Origin of the sequence: Flavobacterium sedimenticola (assembly GCF_030053345.1) — a bacterium.
Classification (GTDB): domain Bacteria; phylum Bacteroidota; class Bacteroidia; order Flavobacteriales; family Flavobacteriaceae; genus Flavobacterium; species Flavobacterium sedimenticola.
The window spans coordinates 766,836-781,406 of record NZ_JASGBP010000001.1 but is presented as its reverse complement, the minus strand read 5'-3'; the positions used below and the strand labels follow the sequence as shown (position 1 = coordinate 781,406).

The window sequence follows — 14,571 nt, the reverse complement described above, 5'->3', positions numbered from 1 at the left end:
CCATATGAAAAAACAACTACTCTTCTTTTTAATTTTAGTATCTTCATTTGCCTCAAGTACATTGGCGCAAACCACTTGCGGGGATACTTTTACGGATCCCGGTGGTCCCAATGCCAATTACGCCAACAATACCGATTTCACACAAACAATCTGTCCCTCCAGCTCGGGAGATGCGATAACTGTAACTTTTACGGCTTTTAGTATTGAGGCAAACTGGGATGCTTTGTACGTCTTTGACGGAAACTCCATTGCGGCACCACAAATTACCAGTACCAATCCTGCAGGAAATGTACCCGGTGGACTAGCCGGAGGTTTTTGGGGAACCACAATTCCCGGGCCGTTAACCTCATCCAGTCAAGACGGTTGTTTAACTTTTAGATTCCGAAGTGACGGAACAATTAATCAATCGGGGTGGATTGCGAATGTTACTTGCGGCATCCCGCCAACTTGCCCGAAACCTACAGCGCTTACTATTTCTAATGTGGAACCTACAAGTTTTGTCTTGGGATGGCTAAACAATAGTAATGCTACTGCTTGGGAATATTACATCGTTCCTGCGGGAAGTCCGCAGCCTACGGCCAACTCCACCGGCGTAGTCGTTTCAGTTAATCCAATTGTTATCACCGGTTTACTCCCTTCTACTTGCTACAATGTATATGTTCGTGCGCTTTGCTCTGAAACCGATTGGAGTACTTGGTCGGTGGCCGCATCAACATGTACTACTGCACTACCACCGGGTTGTGGAGGGCAGTTTTTTGATAATGGCGGGCCTAATGCTAATTATGCCGCCAGCTCTGATAACGTTTACATCATTTGTCCTGCTAATCCCGGAGAGATTGTGACCGTTGTTTTTTCGGCTTTTGACACTGAGGCCAACTGGGATGCGCTCTACGTTTTTGACGGAAGCTCTATTGCAGCCCCTCAAATTGCAAGCAGTAACGGAGCCGGAAATGTTCCGGGTGGTTTACCCGGAGGCTATTGGGGAACTACAATCCCGGGACCGTTTACGTCAACAAGTCCGGATGGCTGTTTAACTTTCCGCTTTAGAAGTGACCCAACTTTAAACAGACCGGGTTGGGTTGCTAATGTAACTTGCGCCCCCGATGCCGATAAAATTGTTTTAGTGGCCTTTGTCGATAGTAACAATAACGGAACTAGAGATGTGGGTGAAAACCTATTCCCTCATGGGAATTTCATCTACCAGGTTAATGATTCGGGTACCAATATCGATGGTTATTCTCCTTCAGGGCAATTTTCGATTTACGACAGTGAACCAACGAACACCTATGACATCAGTTATCAAATTTTACCGGAATACCAAGCCTACTATGCGGCAACCGGTAACACCTACAGCAACATCAATATTCCGGTGGGAAGCGGGCCTCAAATCTTATATTTCCCGGTAACCTTGACCCAACCTTACAACGATGTATCGGTAGTTGTCACCGGAGTTACAGCCCCAAGACCGGGTCTTACTTACCTGAACAAAATTACGTACAGAAATACGGGCGTAACTGCCACCAACGGAACGTTGGCCTTTACCAAACCGACTCCGATAACAATAACCAATGTCAGCCAAACCGGAACCACAAACAATACGGCCGGATTTACGTATAACTTTACCAATCTGTCGCCCAACGAAACCCGAACTATTTTTGTAACCATGAATGTGCCTGCGGTACCTACGGTGAATGCCAACGACTTATTGACAGCGAGCGCCTCCATTACCGCTCCGTCCGGAGATATCAATTTGGCCAACAATACCAGTACCAATTCCCAGATTGTGGTGAATTCATGGGATCCGAATGATAAGATGGAAGCACACGGCGACAAGATTCCGATTAACCAATTCACCGCCAATGATTATTTGTTCTATACCATCCGATTCCAAAACAACGGAACGGCCAGTGCCATCGATATTCGCATTGAGGACTTGCTGGATGCCCAATTGGACGAAACCAGTGTGCGTATGGTAAGCGCCAGTCATAATTACACCATGACGCAAGTAGACAATCATTTGGTGTGGGAATTCAGAAACATCTATTTACCCTCATCCATTGTAAGTGCAACCGCCAGCACCGGATACGTACAGTTTCAGGTAAAAGTAAATCCGGGCTTCCAATTGGGTGATTTGATACCGAACAACGCATCAATTTATTTCGATACCAATCCGGCCATCGTCACCAATACCTTTACGACTAAGTTTATCAATGCATTGAGCACTGCCGATTTTGATGATCGAAACTTGGTGATGTATCCAAACCCGGCTAATAACCAAGTCCAAATTGCACTTGCCAACACTTCAGAACCACTTCAGAAAATTACATTTTATGATGTCGTTGGAAAAGTGGTAAAAACCGTGACGGCTAACACCAACAACGTAACCGTAGATGTTTCCGATTTGTCACGAGGCCTTTACATGGTGGAAATAAGTACCGAAAACCATTCGGGTACCCTTAAAAAATTAATGATTCAATAGCCAAATGATACCAAAAAGCCCGACTTGTAAGTCGGGCTTTTTTTATCTATTCAGCCACCAAATCGAAGCATTCAACACCGTGGCAAAACTGACCCAGGCCAAATACGGAATCAATAACATACCGGCTGTTTTATCAATCTTTCGAAATTGATGATAGGTTTCGTATATCAGCAACCACAGTAACACAATTTCAATCAAAGCCAACAGTGGATTTTGCATCCCAAAGAAAAGAAATGACCATAGCGCATTTAACGCCAATTGCGTGATAAAAAACAAAAAGGCCTTTTTCACGGCAGTTTCCTCGGTTTCAATTCGATTCCAAATCATACCACCGGCTATACCCATCATCAAATAAAGTACCGTCCAAACCGGAGCAAAAACAGCATTCGGCGGGTTAAAAACCGGCTTCACTAAAGTGGGATACCAAGTTGCAATACTTTCACGGGTTACCATGCCCGATAAATAACCAACCGCTAAACAAGTAAAAACAACTACGGCAATTCTTAAGAACTTTTGCATATTTTGTTTAAATTTTTGTCAAATATACTAAACAAAAAGAAAATCTTTTCCAAAAAAAAAGTATCTTTGCTTTGTCGGATACCTTTTCACCCGACATTACTAAATTTTCATCTATGCTATCCGAAAAGGATTTTATTGCCAAACCAACCGTTACGGAAATCGAAAACGGAAGTTTTCAATGGAGCGCTCCCAGCAACATCGCCTTAGTAAAATATTGGGGTAAAAAAGAAAATGTTCATAGGATTAACTCCATAACCTCGGAACAAATTCCGGCCAATCCTTCGATTAGTTTTACGTTAGATCATTGTAAAACCATCACCCTATTGGATTTCAAAAAAAAAGAAAACCGCAACAATTTTTCATTCGACTTGCTTTTCGAAGGCCAACCCAAAGAAGAGTTCAAACCTAAAATTCAAAAGTTTTTGGAGCGAATTGCCCTCTATTGTCCGTATTTAAAAGACTATCATTTTACCATAGCTACCCAAAATACGTTTCCGCACAGTTCCGGAATCGCCTCTTCCGCCTCAGGTATGGCGGCATTGGCCATAAACATCATGAGTTTGGAAAAAGCATTGTATCCCGACATGACCGAAGATTTCTTCTACCAAAAAGCGTCCTTTTTGGCTCGCTTAGGTTCGGGCAGTGCTTGCCGAAGTGTAAAAGGCAAAGTCGTGATTTGGGGCCATCACGCGGAAATTGACGGCAGTTCAGATATTTACGGTGTGGAATTACCAACGCGCCTACACGCCAACTTCAAAAACTACCAAGACACGATTTTGTTGGTCGACAAAGGAGAAAAAGTCGTTTCAAGTACGGTAGGCCATAACTTAATGCACAACCATCCGTTTGCGGAACAACGCTTTGCACAGGCGCACAACAACCTAAGCACCATCAAAAAAGTGCTGGAAAACGGCAACTTAACCGAGTTCATCCAATTGGTAGAAAGCGAAGCCTTAACACTGCACGCCATGATGATGACGTCGTTGCCTTATTTCATCCTGATGAAACCCAATACGTTGGAAATCATCAACAAAATTTGGCAATTCAGAACTCAAACCCAAACTCCGGTTTGTTTTACCTTGGATGCCGGTGCCAATGTACACGTTTTATATCCCGAAAACGTTAGAGAAACCGTTTTGCAATTTATTCAGGACGAATTAGTTGGCTATTGTCAAAATGGTCAGTATATTTGTGATCAAATTGGCGAAGGAGCCATAAACCTTAGCGTATAAAAATATGAAAGGACCCCTATTTTATTCAAAAATTCTTCTCTTTGGAGAATACGGAATCATCAAAGACTCCAAAGGTTTATCCATCCCGTACAACTTTTACAACGGCGCGCTCAAAGTAGACGAAAACCCGTCGGAAGAAGCGCTGAAATCCAACGCCAGTCTGCGTCGTTTTGTAACCTATTTACAAGAGTTGCAAAACAACCAACCCGAGTTGGTCACTTTTAATATGGAAGCTTTACAAGCCGATGTAGCCCGCGGCATGTATTTCGACTCCAGTATTCCGCAAGGCTATGGCGTAGGCAGTAGCGGCGCCTTGGTAGCGGCAGTATACGACAAATATGCCAACGATAAAATCACCGTTTTGGAAAACCTGACGCGTGAAAAGTTGTTGCAACTTAAAAATATCTTTGCCCAAATGGAATCGTTTTTCCACGGCAAAAGTTCGGGTCTCGATCCGCTCAACAGCTATTTGAGCATCCCGATTCTCATCAATTCCAAAGACAACATCGAAGCAACCGGCATTCCTTCTCAAAGCACTAACGGCAAAGGTGCTGTCTTTTTACTCGACTCCGGTATCGTAGGCGAAACCGCACCGATGGTGCAAATTTTTATGGAAAACCTCAAAGAGGAAGGCTTCCGTAAAATGCTCAAAAACCAATTCGTGAAATACACCGATGCCTGTGTGGAGAACTTTCTGCATGGTGATATGAAATCGCTTTTTGCCAATACCAAACAGTTGTCCAAAGTCGTGCTCAATCATTTTAAACCCATGATTCCCGAGCAATTTCACGGCGTTTGGCAACGCGGCATCGAAACCAACGATTACTACTTAAAATTGTGCGGTTCGGGCGGCGGCGGTTATATCCTCGGATTTACCGAAGATTTGGAAAAAGCCAAAGCATCGCTCAAAGACTATAAACTCGAAGTAGTTTATCAGTTTTAATGCCTCATTCATGTTAAGCCGAAAAACAAAGCACACCCTACTGAAAATTGTCAGTATGTTTTCTGTGGTGCGCGGCTATAACATTCCCATTATTGTATTGGCACAATACTTATCGGCTATCTTTATCCTGGCACCCGAAAATAAAAGAGCACTCGAGGTGCTACTCGATTTTAACTTATTCATCATAGTACTGGTTTCCTCGCTTACCATCGCTTCGGGCTACATTATCAATAACTTTTACGACAGCAAAAAAGACCTAATCAATCGGCCCAACAAATCGCAGCTCGATCGCTTGGTGAGCCAAAAAACCAAATTGCAGGTGTATTTCTCCGTCAATTTTATTGTATTCCTATTGGCTTTTTTCGTATCGCTGCGCGCCGTACTGTTCTTCTCCGCCTATATTTTCCTCATTTGGTTTTATTCGCACAAACTCAAAAAAATAACCGTTATCGGCAACTTAACCGCAGCCTTCCTGGCCGTACTGCCGTTTTTTGCCATATTGCTGTACTATAAAAATTTATACCCGCAAATTTTTGCACACGCTACGTTTTTATTCCTGCTCATTCTCATCCGAGAGATGATTAAAGACTTAGAAAACCTCAAAGGCGATATTGCCAACGATTACCAAACCATACCGGTGCTCTATGGCGAAACTTTTGCCAAAAAAATCATCACACTACTCACCTTTTCCACCATCGTGCCCATTTATTACCTGGTCGAAGTTTTCGAAGTAGGCTACATGGACATTTATTTCTACATCAGCATGATTGTGCTGATTTTCTTCTTGCAAAAACTGTGGCAATCGGCCACCAAACCCGATTACCTCAAACTCCACAATATCTTGAAATTCCTGGTCGTTTCGGGTGTTTTCTGCATCGTACTCATCAATCCGTCGGTACTCATCCACGGCAAAAAAATAGTAGAAACCATGGTCCGTTAGGAGCGAATAGTTCGGGCAATTGCTACACCCTATTCCCGCCATCCGCATTACACGGTAATCGCTGCTGTCGGGGCTAACAACAATCCGTGGCTTTGTTCCCATTAAAACCGTATCTTTGCCCTAAATTAAGAATGTATGAACAAGAAGGATGGCAACAAAAGAGGCGGCTCGCGACCAAACAGTGCGCGCCCTAATTCGAATAAGCCTAAGCCGCCGATGCCGAAACGCTCGCAAAAACCGAAAAAGAACACCACTCTAGCGGCTGAAGGCGATGCCAAAAAACCGCAAAAAACTGGTAAACCGGTTAACAATATCCCGAAACCGTTGAAATCCGACGATATTCGTTTAAACAAATACATTTCCAATTCGGGTGTTTGCTCGCGTCGCGATGCTGATATTTACATCCAATCGGGGAATGTAAAAGTCAACGGCGAAGTGATTACCGAAATGGGCTATAAAGTAAAACCGGGCGATGTCGTAAACTTCGACGGCACGGTGTTAACCCCCGAACGCAAAGAGTATATTTTACTCAATAAACCGAAAAACTTCACGACGTCTAACGAAGACGATGCCGATCACCGCAATGTACTCGAATTAGTACGCGCCGCCACCAAAGCCAAAATTCAGCCTATTGGCCGTATGGATAAAAACACTACCGGATTGTTGGTATTTACCAACGATACCGATATGATTCGCAAGTTCAGTTTACCCAATCAAAAGTCTTTTAAAATTTACCAGGTGTCTTTAGACCGCAACTTAAAGTTTGAAGATTTGGAGAAAATTGCCGGCGGTGTAACGCTCGACGGTCACCGATTGTTTATTGATGAAATCTCGTATATCGATGGCGAACCAAAAACTGAAATCGGGTTAAAGCTCCGCACGCCTAACGTAAAAGTAGTACGCGCCATCTTTGAAAGTTTTAAATACGACGTACTCAAAATAGACCGCGTCGCTTTTGCCGGATTAACCAAAAAGAATTTGCCTCGCGGCAATTGGCGTTTCTTAACCGAGCAGGAAATCATCAATTTGAAAAATATATAAGTACCTTTACAAAAATCCCAAATCCTTGGGATTTTTTATTTCTAACACCATGGCAACAGAAAAAAACTTAGCAATTGCACACCTTTGGTTTGACGCTTTTAACGCGCATAACCTCGAAAAGCTCCTGTCGTTGTATGACGACGAAGCACAACATTTCAGCCCGAAACTCAAAATCCGTCAACCCGAAACCAACGGTTTGGTCACCGGAAAAGAAGCCTTACGCACTTGGTGGCAAGACGCTTTCGACCGATTGCCGACCTTGCATTACAAAGTCACTTCACTCACTGCCAATCCGGATCGGGTTTTTATGGAATACATCCGAACAGTAGCCAACGAACCCGATATGTTAGTGGCCGAAGTCCTCGAAATTAAAGACGGTTCCATCATCGCTTCAAGAGTGTATCACGGATAATTTATCATTCTGTTAACAAATCAATGGCAAAAAAACCGATAGTTTTACTTTACCTAAACCATAGCTCATGAAAAAAATAGTTTCTCTTGTAATCGTAGCCGCTGCAACCCTGTTGTTGTACAGCTGTAAATCGGAACCAAAAACCGGCAACATCGACCAAATTGCCCAAGACTATTTTAACGATAAAAATGCTTTTAATCCGCTGGAAGCGACACAAAACGGCCAAAGTCAATTTAATGATAAATTGGTTTTTGAAATGACCGACTCTCATCGCAAAAAGCAGGCGGTTTTTTTTGACAAATACGAAAAAGAGCTGGCTACCATCGATACGACTTCGCTCACTGACGAGCAAAAAAACAGCTATGACATTATCCGTTGGGAAATTACTATAGGCAAAGATTTGCTGCAACAAAATGCGAATCTGACGCCCATTCATCAGTTTTGGGGAACCCATTTAACCATGGGCCAATTTGCCAGTGCCGAAAGTTCACAACCCTTCAAAACCGAAAAAGACTACCGCGATTTTCTGAAAAGAATGGACACGTACACGATTTGGATTGATTCCGCTATTGTGTACATGAAAAAGGGAATACAGGAAAAAGTAGTCTTGCCGAAAGCATTAACCGAAAAGGTGATTCCGCAGTTCGAAGACATCATTACGCCTAGAGTGGAAGACAATTTGTACTATTCGGCCTGTAAAAAATTCCCGGCCGATTTCAGCGCTGTGCAAAAGAAAGAACTGTCGGAAGCATACGCCAATCTGATTAATCAAAAACTCACGCCGCAATTCCGTAAAATGATTGCCTTTTTGAAAGACGAATACTTGCCGGCCGGAAGAACGACAAGCGGCATAGGCAGTATTAAAGGCGGTAACGAATTGTATAAAGTGTATGTCAAACAATGGACCACCACCAATAAAACCCCTGAAGAAATTCATCAATTAGGATTACAAGAGGTGGCACGTATTAAAGCCGAGATGGAGAAAGTGAAATCCCAAGTGGGTTTCAAAGGCACTATCATTGAATTTTTCGACCATGTGCGCAACAATCCGAAACTTAAGCCGTTTACAAAACCGGAAGAAGTGATTGCCAACTTTGAGCGCATCCACAAAATTATTGAACCCAATGTAAATAAGTTCTTCTCGTTACAACCTAAAACACCGTTTCAAATCAAACGCACGGAAGCATTCCGTGAAAAATCGGCGAGTGCCGAATACGTACAAGGTTCGGCAGACGGAAGCCGCCCGGGCACTTTCTACGTTCCGATTCCCGATATTGCCGCGTACAATATGTATGGCGATGAAGATTTGTTTTTGCACGAAGCCATTCCGGGACATCATTTCCAAATTTCGTTGCAACAAGAAAACGAACAATTACCCGATTTCAGAAAGTTTAACTGGTTTGGCGCCTATGGCGAAGGCTGGGCTTTGTACACCGAAAGTTTGGGGAAAGAATTGGGCTTGTATACCGATCCTTACCAATATTTCGGAATGTTAGGTAATGAAATGCACCGTGCCATTCGCTTGGTAGTCGACACCGGAATTCATGCCAAAGGATGGACCCGCGAACAAGCCATACAATATTCCTTAGAAAACGAAGCGGAAAGCGAAGCCAGTATTACCGCTGAAGTAGAACGCTACATGGCAATTCCCGGGCAAGCGTTATCGTATAAAATAGGTCAATTGAAAATACTGGAACTTCGTAAAAAGGCCGAGGAAAAAATGAAAGACCGCTTTGATATTAAAGTCTTCCATCAAAAAGTATTAGAATCGGGCGTGATGCCGTTAGCGCTTTTGGAACAGAAAGTAAACCGTTGGATTGCCGATGAAAACTAAGCAAAAAGCCTATCCGTTTGGATAGGCTTTTTTTAATTGGTGATATTGCTTTCGAGCTTGTTAAAATCGATAGTATGACCGTTGACATCAAAAAACTCATAGGTATATTTTAGCTTCCCGTCCACTTCATCAATTTTAATTAACATTTGATAAAATCCTTGACTCCATTCGACCACTATATGGTACTGATAATCTCCTACGCCGAAACTACTGGGCAGATTACTGGTATACAGTAACTTTTTAGATTTTAAATTGAGTGTCGTGATTTCAAAGTTTTCATATTCGCCCATTTCATTGTCATCCACTTTCTTGCCTAAATAATTGATACTGGAAACCGCTTTGGCATTTTTCATTTTCTCTTTGCCTTTGTTGTAATCGTCCTTGATGGAAAAAATGACATCCTTTAAGGCACTCTTCCCGGCATTGACTAAAGAAAACCGAATTTGATGATGGTACATCAGTTTGTGTACCTTTTTGTTGCCTTCTTCCACCGTGCTGTTTTCACTCAAATCGTTATCCACAATTTCAACTATGGGAATGTTTTGACCCGGAGCCAGCGTAAAAGCATCAAACTTGTGGCTTTTTAATTTTTGCTCGGCTTCATCGACAATTTTATCTTTTTCTACAATCTCGGCGTTTAATACTTCAATTTGCTTGATGGCTTCTTCTAATTGTTTCTGCTTTTCGGCCGACATGGAATTCGCGTTGTTTCTGTACAGCAAATAGCCGGATAATGCCAATAAAACAAAACCAATAATCGCCAAAACCACAGTTATCATAAGCTTTTTCCCTTTCATTAGAATAAAAGATTTACATCAAATTATCATTGACGATGTAAAAATAAAGGAATTTTCAAGATTTAACAGTTTCAAAAACAACAAACTGTAAACATATTATTAACCAATAGTAAAGCATAAAAAAGCCCTAACGAACGTTAGAGCTTTTGTGCTTGTGAATACAGCCAAAACACTAAAGCTTTATATTTTACTGTTTCAGCAAAACAAAAAGTTCTCCCGGTATAGTAGGTTCAATCGGAGCAGGATTATTAGCTCCCACTGTTTTTAATGCATCCCAAATAATTCTAACTTCTATAGCCTCTTGTCCAGCGACATTAGTCTTTCTTACAATCAAAAACCCAGAATTATTAGTTGATTCTTCAACAATCCCTAATCTCAGTGCTTTCTCGTTTGGTAAACAGTCTTGACAACCAGGATCCCCTTGAACTAAAACAGTATTTCCATCTATACTATACTTCCATCCGTTTGAATGAAAAATATTTAAATTAGAAAGCGTATTTGATTTTTCTATTCCGTTTTCAATGTATTGATATTCCCCAACCAATAAATCTTCACGAAACCTGTTATTTGCCGGCGATGACATTACCTGCTTACGAAAAATTATTTTAAGAGAAGCTGTCCCTTCAGAATAAAGATAGGTTCCTTCAAAAGTATTTAATAAGTTCTGAATGTCTTTGTAATATACTCCTGTTGCATTTTCCCCATTTTGCTGGGAAATGTCAATTGTTTGTGCTTTACAACTAGACGTTAATAGTAACACAAATAATAATTTGATTGTAGTCTTCATAATCAATATTTTTAATTACAAGGGGTTGATTTTATATTTAACGTGAGAACTCAACCAATACTGAAGTCAACATAAGCTTTTCCCCTTTCATTGTAATAGAGGATTATTAAATCAAATCATTATCCTGCTATAAAAATAATCGAATTTTTAAAATCTAAAACATTCAAAAACAACAAACTGTAAACATATTATTAATCTATTTTAAAGCATAAAAAAAGTCCAAACTTTCGTTTGGACTTGCTGTGCGGGTGATAGGACTCGAACCTACACGCCTTGCGGCACCAGATCCTAAGTCTGGCACGTCTACCAATTTCGCCACACCCGCGGAGAATTGTGAGTGCAAATATAAATATTATTATCAATTATAAATGATGAATTATAAATTTTTTTGAATGTCTTTTAGTAATTTTGAAGCACAACAAAATTATACTATGGACACCATTAAACATTACGTTCAACAAAATAAAGAACGATTCATTTCTGAACTTATAGAACTTTTAAAAATACCATCGGTAAGTGCCGACAGCGCTTACGCTCAAGATGTCATCAATACGGCCGAAGCTGTGAAGACCAGTTTGGAAAAAGCGGGTTGCAATTTCGTTGAAATCTGCGAAACGCCCGGTTATCCTATTGTTTTTGGAGAGCACATCATCGACAAAACCTTACCCACTGTTTTGGTGTATGGCCATTACGATGTGCAACCGCCGGACCCGATGGAATTGTGGACATCACCACCATTTGAACCCGTGATCAAAACTACCGAAATCCATCCGGAGGGCGCTATTTTTGCCCGTGGTGCTTGCGACGACAAAGGCCAGATGTACATGCATGTCAAAGCCTTCGAATACATGATAGCCAACAACTGTTTGCCATGTAACGTCAAATTTATGATTGAAGGGGAAGAGGAAGTCGGCTCTAAAAGTTTGGGCTGGTTTGTAGAAAGAAACCAAGAAAAACTCAGCTGTGATGTGATTTTAATCTCCGATACCGGTATGATTTCCAACCAACAACCGTCTATCACAACAGGTTTGCGCGGCTTGAGCTATGTAGAAGTAGAAGTGACCGGACCGAACCGCGATTTACATTCCGGTTTATACGGCGGCGCGGTAGCCAATCCGATTAATGTGTTGACTAAAATGATTGCATCGTTACACGACGAAAACAACCATATAACCATTCCCGGTTTTTATGATAAAGTAGAAGAATTATCGGCCACCGAAAGAGCCGAGATGGCTAAGCGTCCCTACAGCGAAGACGCGTATAAAAAAGCATTAGACATTGAAGAGGTGTATGGTGAAACCGGCTACACTACTAACGAAAGAAACTCCATTCGTCCAACCTTAGACGTGAACGGTATTTGGGGTGGTTACACGGGTGAAGGCGCGAAAACCGTTATCGCCAGTAAAGCATACGCTAAAATTTCGATGCGTTTAGTTCCACATCAGGATTGGGAAGAAATCACCGAATTATTCCAAAAACACTTTGAAAGCATCGCTCCCAAAGCGGTAAAAGTAAAAGTTACCCCGCATCACGGCGGTCAAGGGTATGTTACGCCTATCGACAGCATTGGTTACCAAGCAGCGAATAAAGCGTACACCGAAACTTTCGGCGTTCAGGCAATTCCGGTACGTTCGGGTGGCAGTATTCCGATTGTAGCCTTGTTTGAAAAAGAATTGAAATCCAAAACCATCTTGATGGGCTTTGGCTTGGATAGCGATGCGATTCACTCGCCTAACGAACATTTCGGCATTTTCAATTATTTGAAAGGGATAGAAACGATACCGTTATTCTATAAATATTTTGTGGAACTATCCCGCTAAATACTAAAATCTGAAAAAATCCGTTTTATTGTAAAACGGATTTTTTTATGCTTATGAATCAAAAACGACTCATTTTCGGGATACTTGTTTTGTTCGTCATGCTTTTACAGAGCTGTAAAATTAACAAAACCATTAACCATCATCGGGAAGGCAAATGGGTATACAAAGACACCGTAAACGGGATTCGCTACAAATCCAAAGGGAGATACCGAAAAAGTATTGAAACCCGAACATGGCGGTATTATGAAAACCGAAAATTAGTCAAAACAGAACAATACCAAAACGGCATTTGCAATATAAAAACGTTCGACAACCGTGGACGAATTTCATCCACCGGTCAATCTATCATGGTAGAAGAGGCCGACGGAACCCATTGGTATATTGTGGGTGATTGGACTTTTTTCGATGCAAAAGGTCAAGTCATCGGCATCAAAAAATACGACAAAGGCGAGTTGCTGTCAGAGACTGAAGTCCAGGTTATTTCCAATCCATAAATTCTTTAGTGTTAAAAATCAACCCCTTAACGAAAGTTTCGCGTTTTGGCGTTATATTTGTATAAATCATCAATCAAAATCTTCCGAACTCGTTTCGGTGTAAAAATCAATCATCATGCTCAAACGTTTCTTCCTTCTTTGCTCCGGTGTCGACTGTGATATTGTGAACTCGTGTTCTAACGGAGAACAAAACAAATATGCCGGTATCGGCGCCACTGTTTTCTTTACCGCCGTCATGGCTTTTATTGCAGGCAGTTACGCGCTGTACACTGTTTTTGACAACCTTTACACGGCTATTTTCTTTGGCTTGATTTGGGGATTACTCATTTTCAATTTGGACCGTTTTATTGTTTCGACCATCAAAAAAAGGGAGCGTTTTTCAGACGAATTGATTCAGGCATCCCCGCGAATTATTTTGGCCGTGATTATTGCCATTGTGATATCAAAACCTTTGGAAATCAAAATCTTTCAAAAAGAAATTGAAGCGGTTTTATTGAAAGAAAAAAATGAATTGGCTATTGCCAATAAAAATCAGGTGACCCGTTATTTCAAAAATGATGTGGATAAAAACAAGACTGAAATCGACAGCTTGAAATCGGCTATCACCAAAAAAGAAAAAGAAGTAGCGACCCTTTACAATTCCTACATCACCGAAGCTGAAGGTACCGCCGGCACCAAAAAAATGGGAAAAGGTCCGATTTATAAAGAAAAACGCGCCGCTCATGACTTGGCGGTCCAACAACTCGATTCGTTAAAAGCAACCAATGCCAAAATTATAGCCGAAAAGGAAAGCAGAGCCCAAACCCTGCAGGCCGATTTGGATAAAAAAGTATCCGAGACGCAACCTGTAATTGATCGTTTCGATGGTTTGATGGCGCGCATTAATGCGTTGGGAAAATTGCCTTGGTTACCTTCGTTCTTTATCATTCTGTTGTTTTTAGCTATCGAAACCTCACCGATTTTTGCCAAATTACTATCGCCTAAAGGCGAATACGATTTAAAACAGGAAGAAGCCGAAATGGGTATCAAAAACGTGTTGGCCCAAAACCGCTACCAAAGCGACTTACAGCAAAAAACCGATGCGGCAATTTACGATAAAGTATATGCCGACATTCGCGACGATAAGGAATTGTACCAATACAAGAAAAAAGGCGCCATCGAATTGCTCAAGTTACAAGCCGATGGTTTTGTGGACAAACAAAAGAAGTCAATGTAAAAACAACCCTGAAAGAAAAGCAAAAAGGGAATCGTTAAGCATCATTTTAACGATTCC

The 14,571-nt window shown here is 41.5% G+C and carries 13 protein-coding genes and 1 tRNA gene; 10 read left to right on the top strand and 4 right to left on the bottom strand.

From position 1 onward, the window contains the following. Nucleotides 1–4 precede the first annotated feature (4 nt). Nucleotides 5–2,479 carry a DUF7619 domain-containing protein gene (locus tag QHT84_RS03575; RefSeq protein WP_283238163.1) on the top strand — a complete coding sequence of 825 codons (2,475 nt, stop codon included), beginning with the start codon at nucleotides 5–7 and terminating at the stop codon, nucleotides 2,477–2,479. Nucleotides 2,480–2,521: 42 nt separating this feature from the next. On the opposite strand, the gene QHT84_RS03570 is transcribed toward QHT84_RS03575, so the two are convergent. Further along, nucleotides 2,522–2,998, bottom strand: coding sequence for a TspO/MBR family protein (locus tag QHT84_RS03570; protein WP_283238162.1), 477 nt, complete (start codon nucleotides 2,996–2,998; stop codon nucleotides 2,522–2,524). A gap of 113 nt (nucleotides 2,999–3,111) precedes the next feature. On the opposite strand from QHT84_RS03570, the gene QHT84_RS03565 reads away from it, so the two are divergent. From QHT84_RS03565 to QHT84_RS03540, 6 genes are all read left to right on the top strand, one after another. Beyond that, nucleotides 3,112–4,230, top strand: a complete 1,119-nt coding sequence (locus tag QHT84_RS03565) for a diphosphomevalonate/mevalonate 3,5-bisphosphate decarboxylase family protein (RefSeq protein WP_283238161.1) — start codon at nucleotides 3,112–3,114, stop codon at nucleotides 4,228–4,230. 4 nt (nucleotides 4,231–4,234) lie between these two features. Next, nucleotides 4,235–5,173, top strand: a complete 939-nt coding sequence (locus tag QHT84_RS03560; RefSeq protein ID WP_283238160.1) for a mevalonate kinase family protein — start codon at nucleotides 4,235–4,237, stop codon at nucleotides 5,171–5,173. A gap of 10 nt (nucleotides 5,174–5,183) precedes the next feature. Next, complete coding sequence (locus QHT84_RS03555) at nucleotides 5,184–6,113, top strand: geranylgeranylglycerol-phosphate geranylgeranyltransferase (RefSeq protein WP_283238159.1); 930 nt, start codon at nucleotides 5,184–5,186, stop codon at nucleotides 6,111–6,113. Nucleotides 6,114–6,248: 135 nt separating this feature from the next. Next, nucleotides 6,249–7,154, top strand: a complete 906-nt coding sequence (locus QHT84_RS03550; RefSeq protein ID WP_283238158.1) for a pseudouridine synthase — start codon at nucleotides 6,249–6,251, stop codon at nucleotides 7,152–7,154. Between the two features lie 49 nt (nucleotides 7,155–7,203). Then, nucleotides 7,204–7,566 carry a nuclear transport factor 2 family protein gene (locus QHT84_RS03545; RefSeq protein WP_283238157.1) on the top strand — a complete coding sequence of 121 codons (363 nt, stop codon included), beginning with the start codon at nucleotides 7,204–7,206 and terminating at the stop codon, nucleotides 7,564–7,566. Between the two features lie 67 nt (nucleotides 7,567–7,633). Beyond that, nucleotides 7,634–9,400 (top strand): DUF885 domain-containing protein, encoded by a 1,767-nt coding sequence (locus QHT84_RS03540; RefSeq protein ID WP_283238156.1) that lies wholly within the window; start codon nucleotides 7,634–7,636, stop codon nucleotides 9,398–9,400. Between the two features lie 32 nt (nucleotides 9,401–9,432). On the opposite strand, the gene QHT84_RS03535 is transcribed toward QHT84_RS03540, so the two are convergent. The 3 genes from QHT84_RS03535 to QHT84_RS03525 all read right to left on the bottom strand — a co-directional run bounded on the left by QHT84_RS03535 (nucleotide 9,433) and on the right by QHT84_RS03525 (nucleotide 11,309). Continuing rightward, on the bottom strand, nucleotides 9,433–10,197 hold the full coding sequence (locus QHT84_RS03535; RefSeq protein ID WP_283238155.1) for a hypothetical protein: 765 nt from the start codon (nucleotides 10,195–10,197) through the stop codon (nucleotides 9,433–9,435). Nucleotides 10,198–10,384: 187 nt separating this feature from the next. Then, nucleotides 10,385–10,984, bottom strand: coding sequence for a DUF6705 family protein (locus QHT84_RS03530; RefSeq protein ID WP_283238154.1), 600 nt, complete (start codon nucleotides 10,982–10,984; stop codon nucleotides 10,385–10,387). 243 nt (nucleotides 10,985–11,227) lie between these two features. Then, nucleotides 11,228–11,309: transfer RNA gene (locus QHT84_RS03525), tRNA-Leu, on the bottom strand. Between the two features lie 106 nt (nucleotides 11,310–11,415). Here QHT84_RS03525 and QHT84_RS03520 point away from each other — a divergent pair. The 3 genes from QHT84_RS03520 (at nucleotide 11,416) to QHT84_RS03510 (ending at nucleotide 14,514) form a co-directional block, all read left to right on the top strand. Continuing rightward, nucleotides 11,416–12,804 carry a dipeptidase gene (locus QHT84_RS03520; protein ID WP_283238153.1) on the top strand — a complete coding sequence of 463 codons (1,389 nt, stop codon included), beginning with the start codon at nucleotides 11,416–11,418 and terminating at the stop codon, nucleotides 12,802–12,804. Nucleotides 12,805–12,851: 47 nt separating this feature from the next. After that, nucleotides 12,852–13,298 carry a toxin-antitoxin system YwqK family antitoxin gene (locus tag QHT84_RS03515; RefSeq protein WP_283238152.1) on the top strand — a complete coding sequence of 149 codons (447 nt, stop codon included), beginning with the start codon at nucleotides 12,852–12,854 and terminating at the stop codon, nucleotides 13,296–13,298. A gap of 115 nt (nucleotides 13,299–13,413) precedes the next feature. Further along, nucleotides 13,414–14,514, top strand: a complete 1,101-nt coding sequence (locus tag QHT84_RS03510; protein ID WP_283238151.1) for a DUF4407 domain-containing protein — start codon at nucleotides 13,414–13,416, stop codon at nucleotides 14,512–14,514. Nucleotides 14,515–14,571: the final 57 nt, after the last annotated feature.

Bases quoted from the DNA above. Each gene is read 5' to 3' on its own strand.
- QHT84_RS03515 (WP_283238152.1), top strand. From the start codon at position 12,852: ATGCTTATGAATCAAAAACGACTCATTTTCGGGATACTTGTTTTGTTC.
- QHT84_RS03565 (WP_283238161.1), top strand. From the start codon at position 3,112: ATGCTATCCGAAAAGGATTTTATTGCCAAACCAACCGTTACGGAAATC.
- QHT84_RS03575 (WP_283238163.1), top strand. From the start codon at position 5: ATGAAAAAACAACTACTCTTCTTTTTAATTTTAGTATCTTCATTTGCC.
- QHT84_RS03555 (WP_283238159.1), top strand. From the start codon at position 5,184: ATGTTAAGCCGAAAAACAAAGCACACCCTACTGAAAATTGTCAGTATG.
- QHT84_RS03545 (WP_283238157.1), top strand. From the start codon at position 7,204: ATGGCAACAGAAAAAAACTTAGCAATTGCACACCTTTGGTTTGACGCT.
- QHT84_RS03560 (WP_283238160.1), top strand. From the start codon at position 4,235: ATGAAAGGACCCCTATTTTATTCAAAAATTCTTCTCTTTGGAGAATAC.
- QHT84_RS03540 (WP_283238156.1), top strand. From the start codon at position 7,634: ATGAAAAAAATAGTTTCTCTTGTAATCGTAGCCGCTGCAACCCTGTTG.
- QHT84_RS03570 (WP_283238162.1), bottom strand. From the start codon at position 2,998: ATGCAAAAGTTCTTAAGAATTGCCGTAGTTGTTTTTACTTGTTTAGCG.
- QHT84_RS03510 (WP_283238151.1), top strand. From the start codon at position 13,414: ATGCTCAAACGTTTCTTCCTTCTTTGCTCCGGTGTCGACTGTGATATT.
- QHT84_RS03520 (WP_283238153.1), top strand. From the start codon at position 11,416: ATGGACACCATTAAACATTACGTTCAACAAAATAAAGAACGATTCATT.
- QHT84_RS03535 (WP_283238155.1), bottom strand. From the start codon at position 10,197: ATGAAAGGGAAAAAGCTTATGATAACTGTGGTTTTGGCGATTATTGGT.
- QHT84_RS03550 (WP_283238158.1), top strand. From the start codon at position 6,249: ATGAACAAGAAGGATGGCAACAAAAGAGGCGGCTCGCGACCAAACAGT.
- QHT84_RS03530 (WP_283238154.1), bottom strand. From the start codon at position 10,984: ATGAAGACTACAATCAAATTATTATTTGTGTTACTATTAACGTCTAGT.